This window comes from Bacillus sp. T33-2 (assembly GCF_002860205.1).
In the GTDB taxonomy this organism is placed as follows: domain Bacteria; phylum Bacillota; class Bacilli; order Bacillales; family Cytobacillaceae; genus T33-2.
In genome coordinates, this window is the sequence record NZ_PGVB01000024.1 from 23,529 (window position 1) to 38,377 (window position 14,849).

Consider the following 14,849-nt stretch of genomic DNA (forward strand, 5'->3'; position numbering starts at 1 on the left):
CGTTAGGAGAAAGGGAAACAGATGAAAATTTTATTTATAGGCGATGTTGTCGGATCACCCGGCCGGGATTTAGTAAAAGAATATGTGCCTAGGCTGAAAGACAAGTACCGTCCTACGGTGACGATTATCAATGGTGAAAATGCCGCCAGCGGCAAAGGCATCAACGAAAAAATATACCGCAGTTTCCTTGAGGCCGGTGCGCAGGCAGTCACGCTTGGAAACCACGCGTGGGATAAACGGGAAATTTTTGAATTCATCGAGGATGCAAAATATCTCGTACGGCCGGCAAATTACCCAAATGAAGTGCCGGGAAAAGGGATTGTTTATTTAAGGGTGAACCAGGATGAAGTCGCCGTCATTAATCTGCAGGGACGTACCTTCCTCCCGCCGATCGATTGCCCGTTTAGAAAAGCGGATGAGCTGATTGAGGAGGCAAGCAAAAGAACTTCGATTATTTTTGTTGATTTCCATGCCGAAGCAACAAGTGAAAAATTGGCGATGGGCTGGTATCTGGATGGCCGTGTCTCGGCAGTGGTGGGCACCCATACACATGTCCAGACTTCCGATGAGCGCATTTTGCCGGGCGGCACCGCTATATTACCGATGCCGGGATGACGGGCCCTTATGACGGAATTTTAGGCGTGGAGAGAGAGGCAGTATTGAAGCGGTTCATGACAAGCCTTCCGGTCAGATTCGAAGTCCCAGCCGAAGGCCGTGGGCAGTTAAATGGAGTTGTCATCGACCTGGACAAAAAAACAGGGAAAGCAAAGAAGATCCAGCGCATAACGATCAATGAAGACCATCCTTTTTATTCATGATATATAAGCATCTCGCCTATTTTCCCGTTTTTTTTGAAACAAGCCGGGCATATGTGTGTTCCAACGTGAATATAGTAGCAGTGGAACGACTATCCTGGAGGCTCAGGCTGAATTCAGGATCGGGATAAAATAAGGAGGAGCTAGGAATGGAAATATTAAAAGTTTCAGCAAAATCTAATCCTAATTCTGTAGCAGGTGCGCTTGCTGGAGTTCTGCGGGAAAGAGGCTCGGCAGAAATCCAGGCGATTGGTGCAGGTGCATTGAACCAGGCCGTGAAGGCAGTAGCGATTGCACGAGGGTTTGTAGCGCCTAGCGGAGTGGATTTAATTTGCATCCCGGCATTTACGGATATTCTGATTGATGGGGAAGAACGCACCGCCATCAAGCTGATCGTTGAACCGCGGTAGGATTCGGACACGGGAATGGTTCCATTTATTAAGAATCAGCTGGCCGGGTATAACAGTATATGGCCAGCTTTAAAAATGAAAATTGCCTGTTTGCAGCTTTTGTGCAAGCAGGCTCTTTTTTATGCTAAGAGGGCCTCGGTGATGAAAGCCTGGTTTTTACAAAACCTAAAGCATGGCAACTAAGCTTCAGGGTAATGTAAAACGAATAAAAATATTATTCTAATATACCACTAAAGGCAACAAACTGAGAAAAAGAACTTTGTATAACCGGTCCAGGATAATTTGCAAATTCAAGGATATTACTGGGTTGAAAGTGTGCAAGCCCATTCGGCGCCATTTAAATTACCTATAATATTTTAATATTGAAAAAAATATTCATATTTTTGTCACTATTTGAGCAGAAAGGGTTGCATTTTCGACTCTATAGGTCTAGAATTGTAAGCGTTTAGTACCCTCCAATTGTTCAGTTTTGGCCGGTTTCGATTGTGAAAACTTGTTAAAAAACGAATGGCTGGAAAAGTGCTATACTTCACAATGAACCGTTTTTACATATTTCTTGAATGTAACTAAAGGGGTGTAAAGAGATGATCAATCAACTTTCATGGAAAGTTGGCGGACAGCAAGGAGAGGGAATAGAAAGTACCGGGGAAATTTTTTCAATCGCTTTGAACAGGCTGGGCTATTACCTGTATGGGTACCGCCATTTTTCATCCCGTATCAAGGGCGGCCACACGAATAACAAGATCCGCGTCAGCACTACCCAGGTCCGGTCCATTTCGGATGATTTAGATATTTTAGTAGCGTTCGACCAGGAAACAATTGATGTTAACTATAAAGAGTTGAATGACCATGGCGTCATCATTGGCGACGCAAAATTCAGCCCTAAACAGCCGGAAGATACGAAAGCCAACTTGTATGCGGTTCCATTTACCGATATAGCTTCCGAACTAGGAACATCCCTTATGAAGAACATGGTTGCGATTGGAGCAACCAGTGCAGTACTAGATTTGGATATTACTGTTTTTGAAGAGGTCGTCCAGGAAATATTCGGGCGAAAAGGCCAGCAAGTGGTCGATAAGAATATGGAAGCCATCAAAGCTGGCTATGATTATATGAAAGAAAAACTGGGCGGCTCGATCCAGACGATGCAGCTCGAAAAAGCGGACGGGCAAAAGCGTTTGTTCATGATTGGCAATGACGCAATTGCATTGGGCGCCCTCGCAGGCGGATGCCGCTTTATGGCAGCGTACCCGATAACACCCGCTTCTGAAATAATGGAATATTTAATCAAAAAGCTTCCGGCGCTTGGCGGAACGGTCATCCAGACAGAAGATGAGATTGCTGCTGTCACAATGGCGATCGGCGCCAACTACGGGGGGGTCAGGGCTATAACTGCATCTGCCGGGCCAGGACTTTCGCTAAAAATGGAAGCAATCGGCTTATCCGGAATTACCGAAACGCCGCTTGTCATTGTTGACACTCAGCGTGGCGGCCCTTCAACAGGCTTGCCGACAAAGCAGGAACAATCAGATTTGATGGCCATGATTTACGGAACACACGGTGAAATCCCGAAAATCGTCATGGCACCAAGCACCGTGCAGGAAGCATTTTACGATACTGCGGAAGCATTTAACCTGGCCGAAGAATACCAGTGCCCGGTTATCATCCTGTCTGACCTGCAGCTGTCCCTCGGAAAGCAAACCGTTGAGCCGCTTGAATTTGACAAAGTGGAAATCCGCCGTGGAAAACTGCAGACAGGCGAGCTTCCTGAAATAGAGGCCAAGGGCTATTTCAAGCGGTATGAAGTAACTGAAGACGGCGTTTCACCACGGGTCATCCCCGGCATGAAAAATGGCATCCACCATGTAACAGGGGTTGAGCATGACGAGACAGGAAAACCGTCTGAATCTGCTGCAAACCGTATTGCCCAGATGGATAAGCGTTTCCGGAAAGTGAGCCATATCAAGTTTGACACTCCGGTTTACAAGAACGCTCCCCACGAGGATGCCGACTTGCTAATCGTTGGTTTTAACTCCACAAGAGGCGCGATTGAAGAAGCAATGCAGCGCTTGGAACAGGACGGGCTAAAAGTGAACCATGCACATGTGCGCCTTATCCATCCATTCCCGGCCGACGAATTGCTGCCGCTTGTGAAATCTGCCAAAAGAATCGCTGTCATTGAAAACAATGCAACTGGCCAGCTGGCGAATATTATGAAGATGAACGTCGGCCATGCAGAAAAGGTTTATAAAATCTTGAAGTATGACGGAAATCCGTTCCTGCCGCACGAAATCCACACCAAATGCAAGGAGTTGTTCTAAATGGCCACTTTTAAAGAGTTTCGTAATAATGTAAAGCCTAACTGGTGTCCAGGCTGCGGCGACTTCTCTGTACAGGCGGCAATGCAGCGTGCAGCAGCGAATGTTGGACTCGAGCCTGAGCAGTTGGCTGTTGTTTCTGGTATCGGCTGTTCCGGCCGTATTTCCGGATATATTAATTCATATGGCTTCCACGGGATTCATGGCCGTGCCCTTCCAATTGCACAGGGAGTGAAAATGGCTAACCGTGATTTAACTGTCATTGCATCAGGCGGTGACGGTGACGGCTTTGCGATCGGGATGGGACATACAATCCACGCAATCCGCAGGAATATCGACATCACCTACATCGTCATGGATAACCAGATATACGGGTTGACTAAAGGACAAACCTCTCCGCGTTCAGCGGCGGGCTTCAAAACAAAGTCAACACCACAGGGCTCCATCGAGCAGGCCATATCACCAATGGAAATGGCACTCACAGCAGGTGCAACCTTTGTAGCCCAAAGCTTTTCAACAGACCTGAAGGACTTGACTGCTTTAATAGAGGCAGGAATCAGGCACAAGGGCTTCTCCCTTATCAATGTTTTCAGTCCTTGTGTAACTTACAACAAGGTTAACACATATGATTGGTTCAAGGAGAACCTTACGAAATTGAGCGATGTTCAAGGGTATGATTCTTCCAGCCGTGAAATGGCCATGCAGACTTTGATGAAGCATGACGGGCTTGTGACAGGCCTGATTTACCAAAATACTGAGCGCCTGTCCTATCAGGAGCTGGTCAACGGATATTCAGACACGCCGCTTGCACATGCTGATTTAAAACTGGACCAGGAACACTTCGACAAATTGGTCGCTGAATTCATGTAATAGTCCAAAACCCCAATCCCAGGTTGGGGTTTTTTGGTTTAGAAAAGAAAAAAAGCGCATTATCGTGACCGGAATCACATCCGGATCTGTGTTTGTTCGTATAAAATATTACTTTGCAGCAGCCCCCTTTAATGGCCAACAACTCTTTCATTCCAACGGTTTCTATTGTTTTCGCTCATTCTTGGCTTTATACTATAATAATGTGCATATGCAATTGTACAAACGAACCTATAACGATAAAATCGACTTAAAAAACTGTTTATTCCGAATGAAAGGGGAATTTTCATGAACGAAAAACAACGCTTGGAAGGCCAACAAGTGACTGCCAATCCTTCGGACAAAAAATCCGACAAGGATTACAGCAAGTACTTTGAGGCAGTATACACACCGCCATCCTTAAAGGAAGCGAAAAAGCGCGGCAAAGAAGAGGTCGCGTACCACAAAGATTTCGAGATTCCTGAAGAATTCCGCGGGATGGGGGAAGGCCGCAAGTTTTACATCCGTACTTACGGCTGCCAGATGAACGAGCATGACACTGAAGTAATGGCCGGCATCTTCATGGGCCTTGGCTATGAGCCTACAGACCGGGCCGAGGATGCAAACGTGATCCTTTTAAACACATGTGCCATCCGTGAAAATGCAGAAAATAAGGTTTTCGGTGAGCTTGGCCATTTAAAACATTTGAAAACCGAAAAGCCGGACCTTTTATTGGGTGTGTGCGGCTGTATGTCCCAGGAAGAATCGGTCGTGAACAAAATCCTGAAAACGTATCAGCAAGTAGATATGATTTTCGGTACGCATAATATTCATCGCCTGCCAAACATCCTCAATGAAGCCTATATGTCAAAAGAGATGGTTGTGGAAGTGTGGTCCAAAGAAGGCGACGTGATTGAGAACCTACCGAAGGTACGCCGGGGCAACATCAAGGCATGGGTCAATATTATGTACGGATGCGATAAATTCTGCACATACTGCATCGTTCCTTATACGCGCGGCAAAGAGCGCAGCCGCCGTCCTGAAGAAATCATCCAGGAGGTTCGCCACCTGGCTGCACAAGGCTACCAGGAGATTACGCTGTTAGGGCAGAACGTTAATGCGTATGGTAAAGATTTTAAAGATATTGAATATGGCTTAGGCGATTTGATGGATGAAATCAGGAAGATCGATATTCCGCGTATCCGCTTTACGACTAGCCATCCGCGCGATTTTGATGACCATCTGATCGAAGTTCTTGCCAAGGGCGGCAACTTGATGGATCATATTCACTTACCAGTCCAGTCGGGTTCGACTGATGTCCTGAAAATCATGGCCCGCAAATATACACGTGAACAGTACCTGGAACTCGTCCGTAAAATAAAAGCAGCCATTCCGAATGTGACGCTGACTACTGACATCATTGTCGGATATCCGAATGAAACGGAAGAGCAATTCGAAGATACATTGTCCCTGTACAGGGAAGTTGGCTATGAATCAGCCTATACGTTCATTTACTCTCCACGGGAAGGCACACCTGCAGCGAAAATGCAGGACAATGTTCCGATGGAAGTGAAGAAACAGCGTCTTCAGCGCCTGAACAGCCTTGTAAATGAGATGTCCGCAAAGGCAATGAAAAAATACAAGGGCGAGATTGTTGAAGTTCTTGTAGAGGGTGAGAGCAAGAACAATCCGGATGTCCTTGCCGGCTACACTAGCAAAAACAAGCTCGTTAACTTCATCGGCCCTAAAACGGAAATCGGGAAAATTGTAAAAGTTAAGATTACAGATGCAAAAACCTGGTCATTAAACGGGGAAATGGTCGAAGAACTAGAACCGGTAGAGGTGAAATAAGATGGCGAAATATACAAAAGACGACATAATCAATCGGGCAAAAGAACTTGCGATGATGATCGCGGATACAGAAGAAGTGGATTTTTTCAAACGCGCAGAAGCACAGATCCATTCAAACGAAAAAATCCGCAACACAATATCCCAAATAAAGGGCCTGCAAAAGCAGGCAGTAAACCTCCAGCATTACGGAAAAGAGGAAGCGCTCAGGAAAACCGAAGAAAAAATTGCTGCGTTAGAGCAGCAGCTGGATGAAATTCCAATCGTCCAGGAATTCAAGCAATCCCAGCTCGATGTTAATGACCTGCTTCAAATCATCGCTTCAACCATCTCCAACACGGTGACCGACGAAATCATCACCTCCACCGGAGGGGATGTGCTTCGCGGTGAAACAGGCGCCGCTGTCCGTACTGGGGAAGGGTGCCATCATTAAAATAATAAGAAAGACCAGGCTGTTGATTTGGACAGACTGGTCTTTTTTATAGGAAGCAGGAAACTAACTATTTTGGTTCAGTTGTTTCACAGCGTCCAGGAACGCTTTACGGTACTGTCGTTGTTCTTCCAGTGCAGTTTCAAGGGTTCGAAGCAATGCCTTGTTGATCTGATAAGAAGGACTCCTACTATCAGAAAAGTCCAGTTGGCTCTGAAGGAAGGTATAAACCAGGAGCAGAGTGGAATAGTTATCGACATAAGTCAGACTTATCGCAGAGCCTCCTTTTCCGCCAGCCGCATTGGTATTGATTGAGGAAGGTGTCGTATTGATAAGTTTTTCGGCAATCTCCGGTGGTACACCATTTTTGATGAGTTTTTGTAAATCGACGTCCCCATTGTTTTCCAAGCCTTTCCCTCCTTTTCAATGTACATTTATATTTGATGTGTGTAACTGTTTTAAACGCTATATTCCTCGGTTCCCACTTTAAAAGCATTTTCCTGATCACCATGGGCATTGTTTGTTGCCATATTGATTGCGGCGGAAGCAATGACAACATGAATTACAACGCCAAAATTTAAATGACCGACGGTAAGCGGCGCGATGACACTCCCTCCATTCAGGGCCACGGCTTTTTGGGTGGCTTCGATGTCCTGGTCCAGTGCGTTGCTCAAGTCTGCGTCTTTTTTTTGGTGGTTATCAAATTCGTCCTTCTTGGAACTCTCTTTGAATCGGCCATTCTGTCTACTGAATCCGTCAAACTTATTGTGATCATGCTTTTTTGGATAACCGTAAGAGTTGTAATAGTCACCCTTATAGTAAGACATAATTTACTCACCTCCTTTTCTATATGCTTTAAATATATTGTATGCATTTGTAATAACGGTTGAATGAGCATTTAGCATAACAAAACAGCCTGTTTGGAACAGATAAGTGCTCTTTTCAATAGTTGGATGGGTTTAATACGGTTATAATGGGGTCTTCTAATAGGAAGTGCCTAGGGTGGCAAACACTAAAATGAGACCAGGCTGCGGGCAGCCTGGTCCTTTTTGAGGTTAATGAAACTATGCATTAGGAGGTTGATTCAGTTCCTTTACTGTATTTAGAAAGGCTTTTCGGTACTGTTTCTGCTCCTTCATCGCTGTTTCAAGGGTTTGCAGCAAAGCATTGTTTAATTGATATGAAGATTGTTTTCTGCGATCATGGTCCAAACGGGTGAGGAGGAAGGTGTATACAAGAAGCAGAGTAGAATAGTTGTCGACATAGGTAAGGCTTACCGCAGTGCCTCCCTTGCCCCCTGTAGCACTAGTATTAATGGAGGGACCAGCCGTTTCCTTAATCTTTTCTGCCATCTCCTGAGGAACACCTAGTTCGACCAATTTTTCGACACTAAGCTCAAAATTGTTGCTCAAAATTCTCCCTCCTCCCTTATGGACTTTATGCATTATTAGCGCTCATCAATCAGCTTCATATTCTTCATTATCAATCTTGACTGTATTGTCCTGATCACCACGGTTAATGTTAAAGCTTTCATTGAATGCGCTGCCCATATTCACTTGACGAACTCTTTGATTTTGCTGCTCTTCATCACCGCCATTAGCGCTCGGTGTGGCAGCGGCGAGGCCATATCCTCCATCTTCTTCGATATCAAGTTCAATGTCGCCGGAGTTGATTCCGACAGCTTTTTGCTTAGCGTTATTAACCTGATTAATTTTGTTGCTGAGCTTCTTTTTCTTTTTCTTCTTGTCGTCGTCGTGATCACAGCAATCATGCTTTTTATCATCATGTTTCTTTGGATCATAATGATAATCCTTACATCCGTATCCGTATCCGTAATACATTATCTTTTCACCTCCTTTTAGTTATAGTTCATAGTATGGTGTATATAGAGCGGTTGACTGAGCATTTATCATAAGGAAACTGCCTGTTTTCTATGATTTATCATTTTGGGTTAATTTCGTTTTTTTTTAAGTCGGAGAGAGATTGAGCGTCTTTCGCTGATTCCGGCAGCTGTACATCAACAATAATTTCATCATTTAGCTTGACTTTCAGGCGACCGTCTTTCACGATAGGTTCCACCATGGGGATCAGGGATTCGATTTGCTTAGTTAGTGAATTTGCATCATGATCAAATCTTACGTTGATGTTTTTAACATCTTTATCGATAGTTGACATGATTGTTTCAAGAGTGGGCTGTAAATGATTAAATATCGTTTGAATCTTTTCCGAAGGAATTTTATCGCCGGATATGACATGATCATTAATTTTGAATTTAACATGATTATCACTACCTAAATTCTTGTTCTTTCTTTTTTTCATTTAGTTCACCTCCTTGCTTCCTTCTTTATCATACGGAAACGAATGTCTGCCAGTATCGGCACTTATCACGGAGATGAGCATATTTTCAACAACTGTGCCCACGGCCACACCTGGTGTGCAAAAAATAAACAACCGGATCTGATGCCTTTTCATCGATGAAATCTCCAGTTTTCCGTCTCCCTGTAACACAACTCTGGGCTGAGCATACAATGGAATATGCCTATATTCATCACAGACATTCTTATAATTTATCGGCACACCAGCCTAATACCACGCATAGGATGAATTGACAAAGATTGAGGAGGGTTCGCTCGCAATGGGAGATTACAGAGAGATTATTACAAAAGCCGTCGTAGCGAAAGGACGTAAATTTACACAGTCCAATCATACGATCCGCCCAGGGCATCAACCGAGCAGCATTCTAGGGTGCTGGGTGATCAATCACCAGTACAAAGCAAAAAAGGTCGGTAAAACAGTGGAGATCAGCGGCTCCTACGACATTAACGTATGGTACTCCTTTGATGATAATACAAAGACAGAAGTCACCTCCGACCGTGCTACTTATACAGATGTCATTAAATTAAAGTACCGGGACCATGACAGTTATGAAGACCACGAAAATGAGGTCATCGCCCAGGCTCTTCAGCAGCCAAACTGTGTTGAAGCTGTCATTTCGCCCAACGGCAACAGAATTATTGTCCATGTCGACAGGGAGTTCCTAACTGAAGTGATCGGCGAAACCAAAGTAGTCGTCAGGTTAAGTCCTGAGGAATACAACAATGATGATGACGAGTGGGGCTTTGATGATATTGATGATGAGGAATTCGAGGATTTAAATCCTGATTTCCTGGTCGGGTCAGAAGAAGAATAATGCAAAGCTAGGAAGGTGGACTTCCTAGTTTTTTTTATTTACATTTCTTGTATTTTCCATCCAAATCCGGAAGGCCTTCTACATCTTTTGGATGAGTCAATTTCCTGGCGTGTTTTTTATAATAAATGTAAATGAGAGGAGTGGCTTTGATGAAATTTTACGAGGTACATTTTGATTGTTTTAATCTGGAGGAAATGAAGCGTTTTTATACAGAAGTATTGGAAATGGATCTTGTAAGTGAAACGGATAGCCATTTTGCGATCATGGCTGGCATGACAAAAATCTTTTTTGAAAAAAGTACTGTGTTGCCTTATTACCATGTATGCTTTCGTACCGGGGGCGACCATTTTGATTTTATGTTTGAGAGGCTTTCGGAGAAAAGACTGCTTCTGCCAAATGAACAAGGTGATTACAGCTTGTATTGGGAGGGGAAGCAGGCCTATTTCGTTGATCCTGATGGCAACATACTCGAAATGCTGGAACGTCCTTTTCTTTATGGCGATAAACAGACAGAAGGCTGGCATGATGTATTTGAAGTAGGCCTTCCATCCAAAAACGTGGCCAGCATGCAGGGTTTCCTAATAAACTACATAACTGATGAATATAAGGCGGATAACGATACTTTTGCATTCTTTGGCGACCATGGAGGCGTATTTGTAGCCGTAAAAGAAGGAAGGAATTGGTATCCTACTGAGCGGGCATCGACAATACACCCGATCAGGGCAGTTGTTTCCGGCAAACAGGAGGCAACGTTAAAGCATGATGAACTTCCATATGAATTCATTGTGAAAAAGGAGTGGGAGGGGCGAGTTCCCGCAGTGCAAGTCAGGTCTGCCAGGCCCACAAACCAGCTCGATAAAATAATCGAATTTTACAGGGACGGAATCGGCCTGAAAATGATCGGCGGATTCAAAAAACATGAGGGCTATGATGGAGCCATGCTTGGCCTTCCAGACCACTCATGCCATCTTGAATTCACTCAGCATGAGCATCCGGTCGACCTTCCTGTTCCAACAAAAGAACATTTGCTGGTTTTCTATATTCCTAACCGGTTTGAACGCGACAGGGTCGCCCTGCGCCTGGCAAAGATGGGCTATGAGGAAACAGAACCGGATAACCCTTATTGGGCAAGGGGCGGGATAACATTCCTCGATCCGGATGGCTGGTGTGTGGTGCTGATGAACAGCGCTGGAATATAGCAAAAAGGTCTGCAGAGGGTGGCCCCTGGCAGACCTTTTTTATTAAAATACAGATAGATAGCCCTTGTCTTTACGAGTCTTGCAGATAGAACATTGGACTTCTGTTGTCCAGCTATAGAAATCAGTGCTGCACTCTTTGCATATGTTTGGGTGCACTTCATGGTTTGGGTCTGCGAATTGTGGACTGTTTTTTCAATAGTAATAGCATCTGTCCGGCAAACATCTGTACACAGACTGCAGCCTTTGCATTTTCCTTCATCAATTTCAAGTCTATTGTCCTGCAAAGAAAATACACTTGCAGGGCACATCCGAAAACAAGTTTCGCATAAGATGCATTTTTGCTGATCTAGTGTTATGCCGAAGAATGCCACGTCCGGAAACATCGACGCCAGGTTGAATTGATCCTCGTTAAAACGCCAGCTGGCAGGTGTAAAAGTTTCCAGTACTGCCCGCCTGCTGTCAAACGAAATTTTTTTAAAAAACGCCCGCCTTGACAGAACCGGTTTCTCGCTGTTGTCTAGTGAAACAACCGTGAAGGGCGGAATCCCAATCGCGCGGAGCAACCCGTCTGCATCTTCTATTAACCTCTGAGCTTCTTTTTCCTGATCCCTGGATAGATCGATAGTGATGGTTGTAATGCCACTTTTATAGAAATAAAGAAGTTCGCTTTGGGTCGGGAGCGGCAGCGTGTTCAGGGTAAGGATGCCATTTTCGACGGTTCTGTGGGGGGATTGCCCCTTTATTGCCTGGACCGGGCAGACCGTAACACACCGGCCGCAGTTGTTGCACTTACCTTGGTCAACCTGTAGTCCAGCATTTTCAATCGATATGGCACCTTGATCACATATTTGAATACAAGTGGTACAAGTACTGAAAGGACTTGCCTTCCGCAGGCAATTCCCGGATATTTCGATCTCATAGCTTAGGCTTTCAAGCCATTTTGTCCAGAGCGGCATCTTGTATGCCCCCCTTACCATTAAATCTATTGTTGTAATCATTGTACGATATATTATTAGTAATAAAATGATGATACTATTTATGTTGGAAAACGTTCACAGAGGCGATGACAGTTTTTTCATATATATGGACGAGACAGCCATTGTGTTATAATAGATTGTCAGAGAACGACTCGAATTTAATCGGATTTTGGAGGGCATTATGGCAGCTTACACGCCAATGATCAAACAGTATTTACAGATTAAGGAAGACTATCAAGATGCCTTTTTATTTTTCAGGCTGGGCGACTTCTATGAAATGTTTTTTGATGACGCCCTGAAGGCTTCCCAGGAGCTTGAAATTACATTGACCAGCAGGGAAGGCGGCAGTGAGGAACGCATCCCGATGTGCGGTGTCCCCTATCATTCCGCTCCCCAATATATAGAACAACTCATTAACAAAGGCTTTAAAGTCGCGATTTGCGAACAAACAGAAGACCCTAAACAGGCAAAAGGCGTGGTGAGAAGGGAAGTGATCCAGCTCATTACTCCCGGCACCGTGATGGAGGGCAGAGGCCTTACCGAAAAAGAAAATAATTTCATCGCTACTTTGACCGTTTTTGAAGACGATACATATGGATTCGCCTCCAGTGACCTGTCGACTGGTGAAAGCAGGGCAACTCTGTGCGGCAGCATGGAAGATGTCCTCAATGAGCTGTCCCTTACAGGGGCAAAGGAAATCGTGGTTGACAGTTCTTTGACGAAGGAGCTGCAGCAAAAGCTGAACGAGCGGTCCCCGGTCGCATTGTCATTAGAGGACAATACAGTTTGCGGGGATTCTTTTAAGCATCTGTTGAGTGATTTGCAGGATGACAAGCACTGCTTTACAGCGTCAAGATTGTTCAATTACCTTCACAGAACCCAAAAACGCAGCCTTGACCACCTGCAAAAGATATCTATATATGAAGTGCATCAGTATATGAAAATTGATTATTTCTCAAAACGCAACCTCGAGTTGACTGAGACAATCAGGTCGGCTTCGAAGAAAGGCTCGCTCCTCTGGCTGCTGGATGAAACGATGACAGCAATGGGAGGGCGGATGCTGAAACAATGGATCAACCGCCCGCTTTTAAGCCAAAAAGAGATTGAAAGCCGCCAGGCGATGGTCGAAACGTTCATCAGCCATTATTTTGAAAGGCAGGAGCTTAGGGAGAAGCTGAAGGAAGTTTATGACCTTGAGCGGCTTGCCGGCCGTGTCGCATTTGGGAATGTCAACGCAAGGGACCTAATCCAGCTGAAGCGTTCCCTGTTGCAGGTGCCCCGCCTGAAGCAGGTGCTTGAAATGCTGCCGGATGCCGAGGTGAAGCAGCTGGCTGGGCTGCTTGATCCTTGTGAGCCGGTGACTGATCTGCTGGAACGTGCACTCGTTGATAATCCGCCTGTTTCAATCAAAGAAGGCAATATCATCCGGGATGGCTTTGACGGGCGGCTGGACCAGTACCGGGATGCGAGCCGCAACGGAAAGACCTGGATTGCCATGCTCGAACGTCAGGAACGTGAAAAAACCGGCATCAAGTCATTAAAGATCGGTTATAATCGGGTGTTTGGCTACTATATAGAGGTAACACGGGCGAATCTGCATTTGCTTAAGGAAGGCCAATATGAAAGGAAACAGACGCTTTCGAACGCGGAGCGCTTCATTACGCCTGAGCTTAAGGAAAAAGAAGACTTGATTTTGCAGGCCGAGGAACAAAGTACGGAGCTTGAGTATGAGCTGTTTGTCACAATCAGGGAAACGGTGAAGGAATATATCCCGAGACTGCAGGCCCTCGCCAGGACAGTGAGTGAGCTCGATGTCCTGCTTGCCTTTGCGGAAATTAGCCAACAGCGCCGCTATGTGAAACCGGCTTTTTCAGATGAGCGCCGGATTACATTATTTGAAGGGCGACACCCGGTTGTTGAAAAAGTCATGGGCATCCAGGAATATGTCCCAAACGACTGCCATATGGATCAGGACAGGGAAATCCTGCTGATCACAGGTCCGAACATGTCAGGGAAAAGTACGTATATGCGGCAAATTGCCCTGACCGCCATCATGGCCCAAATTGGCTGCTTTGTTCCGGCTACAGAGGCCGTTTTGCCGATTTTTGACCAGGTTTTCACGAGGATAGGGGCCGCGGACGATCTGATTTCAGGGCAAAGCACGTTCATGGTCGAAATGCTTGAAGCCAATAATGCAATCACGAACGCAACGAGGGACAGCCTCATCCTGTTTGATGAAATCGGACGGGGCACATCGACCTATGACGGAATGGCCCTGGCCCAGGCGATGATTGAATTCATCCATCACCGGATTGGCGCCAAAACACTGTTCTCAACCCATTACCATGAATTGACGACGCTGGAATCAGAGCTTGAGAAGGTTAAAAATGTCCATGTCAGTGCGGTCGAGCATAACGGAACGGTCGTGTTCCTTCACAAAATAAAGGAAGGGCCTGCCGATAAAAGCTACGGCATCCATGTTGCGCAGCTCGCCAAGCTTCCTGATGAGCTGATCACGCGTGCAGGAGAAATTTTGGCAGCACTTGAACAACAGGATGCAACTGCGCCTGTTCCTGTCATGGCAGTTGCAGTCAATAGCATAAATGAAACAGATAACCCAATTTCGGCGAAAGAAGCCCAACTGTCATTCTTTGACGAGCAGCCTGAACCGAAAAAAGGGACTGCGAGCAAAAAAGAAAAACGGGTTCTTGATCAGTTGACTGAACTTGAAATTTTGGATATGACTCCCTTGCAGGCAATGAATGTCCTTTATGAACTGCAAAGAAAACTGCGCAGCTGACCTGTTATTACTAGCC

General features: G+C 45.3%; 15 protein-coding genes and 1 pseudogene. 9 read left to right on the forward strand and 7 right to left on the reverse strand.

What is annotated here, in order from left to right:
- Nucleotides 1–21: 21 nt before the first annotated feature.
- The 6 genes and pseudogenes from CVD19_RS16035 (at nt 22) to CVD19_RS16060 (ending at nt 6,670) form a co-directional block, all read left to right on the forward strand.
- Nucleotides 22–818, forward strand: a pseudogene (locus CVD19_RS16035) (TIGR00282 family metallophosphoesterase).
- Nucleotides 819–964: 146 nt separating this feature from the next.
- Complete coding sequence (gene spoVS / locus CVD19_RS16040) at nt 965–1,225, forward strand: stage V sporulation protein SpoVS (RefSeq protein WP_026585459.1); 261 nt, start codon at nt 965–967, stop codon at nt 1,223–1,225.
- Between the two features lie 584 nt (nt 1,226–1,809).
- Nucleotides 1,810–3,546, forward strand: a complete 1,737-nt coding sequence (locus CVD19_RS16045; RefSeq protein ID WP_101583249.1) for a 2-oxoacid:acceptor oxidoreductase subunit alpha — start codon at nt 1,810–1,812, stop codon at nt 3,544–3,546.
- Nucleotides 3,547–4,413, forward strand: coding sequence for a 2-oxoacid:ferredoxin oxidoreductase subunit beta (locus CVD19_RS16050; protein WP_101583251.1), 867 nt, complete (start codon nt 3,547–3,549; stop codon nt 4,411–4,413). It begins immediately after the preceding gene.
- A 285-nt stretch (nt 4,414–4,698) separates the two neighbouring features.
- Entirely contained in the window at nt 4,699–6,240 is a 1,542-nt protein-coding gene (miaB, locus tag CVD19_RS16055; protein WP_101583254.1) for a tRNA (N6-isopentenyl adenosine(37)-C2)-methylthiotransferase MiaB, read from the forward strand.
- Between the two features lies 1 nt (nt 6,241).
- Nucleotides 6,242–6,670: a RicAFT regulatory complex protein RicA family protein gene (locus CVD19_RS16060; protein WP_101583256.1), complete on the forward strand. Its 429-nt coding sequence runs from the start codon at nt 6,242–6,244 to the stop codon at nt 6,668–6,670.
- 63 nt (nt 6,671–6,733) lie between these two features.
- On the opposite strand, the gene CVD19_RS16065 is transcribed toward CVD19_RS16060, so the two are convergent.
- From CVD19_RS16065 to CVD19_RS24870, 6 genes are all read right to left on the reverse strand, one after another.
- Nucleotides 6,734–7,075, reverse strand: a complete 342-nt coding sequence (locus CVD19_RS16065; RefSeq protein WP_101583258.1) for a hypothetical protein — start codon at nt 7,073–7,075, stop codon at nt 6,734–6,736.
- Nucleotides 7,076–7,125: 50 nt separating this feature from the next.
- A complete protein-coding gene (locus CVD19_RS16070; RefSeq protein ID WP_101583260.1) occupies nt 7,126–7,494 on the reverse strand; it encodes a hypothetical protein in 369 nt (122 codons plus the stop codon).
- A gap of 237 nt (nt 7,495–7,731) precedes the next feature.
- On the reverse strand, nt 7,732–8,079 hold the full coding sequence (locus CVD19_RS16075) for a hypothetical protein (protein WP_257985167.1): 348 nt from the start codon (nt 8,077–8,079) through the stop codon (nt 7,732–7,734).
- Between the two features lie 45 nt (nt 8,080–8,124).
- Nucleotides 8,125–8,508 carry a hypothetical protein gene (locus CVD19_RS16080; RefSeq protein WP_101583264.1) on the reverse strand — a complete coding sequence of 128 codons (384 nt, stop codon included), beginning with the start codon at nt 8,506–8,508 and terminating at the stop codon, nt 8,125–8,127.
- A gap of 100 nt (nt 8,509–8,608) precedes the next feature.
- Nucleotides 8,609–8,986, reverse strand: a complete 378-nt coding sequence (locus CVD19_RS16085; protein ID WP_101583267.1) for a hypothetical protein — start codon at nt 8,984–8,986, stop codon at nt 8,609–8,611.
- On the reverse strand, nt 8,987–9,139 hold the full coding sequence (locus CVD19_RS24870; protein WP_180953662.1) for a hypothetical protein: 153 nt from the start codon (nt 9,137–9,139) through the stop codon (nt 8,987–8,989).
- A 163-nt stretch (nt 9,140–9,302) separates the two neighbouring features.
- Between CVD19_RS24870 and CVD19_RS16090 the strand changes: the two genes are divergently transcribed.
- Both CVD19_RS16090 and CVD19_RS16095 read left to right on the forward strand, forming a co-directional pair.
- Nucleotides 9,303–9,857: an outer spore coat protein CotE gene (locus CVD19_RS16090; protein ID WP_101583269.1), complete on the forward strand. Its 555-nt coding sequence runs from the start codon at nt 9,303–9,305 to the stop codon at nt 9,855–9,857.
- A gap of 149 nt (nt 9,858–10,006) precedes the next feature.
- Entirely contained in the window at nt 10,007–11,056 is a 1,050-nt protein-coding gene (locus CVD19_RS16095; protein ID WP_101583272.1) for a VOC family protein, read from the forward strand.
- Here CVD19_RS16095 and CVD19_RS16100 read toward each other — a convergent pair.
- Entirely contained in the window at nt 10,978–12,012 is a 1,035-nt protein-coding gene (locus CVD19_RS16100) for a 4Fe-4S binding protein (protein ID WP_180953663.1), read from the reverse strand. The genes CVD19_RS16095 and CVD19_RS16100 overlap by 79 nt on opposite strands.
- Before the next feature lie 202 nt (nt 12,013–12,214).
- Between CVD19_RS16100 and mutS the strand changes: the two genes are divergently transcribed.
- Nucleotides 12,215–14,833, forward strand: coding sequence for a DNA mismatch repair protein MutS (mutS, locus tag CVD19_RS16105; RefSeq protein WP_180953664.1), 2,619 nt, complete (start codon nt 12,215–12,217; stop codon nt 14,831–14,833).
- Nucleotides 14,834–14,849: the final 16 nt, after the last annotated feature.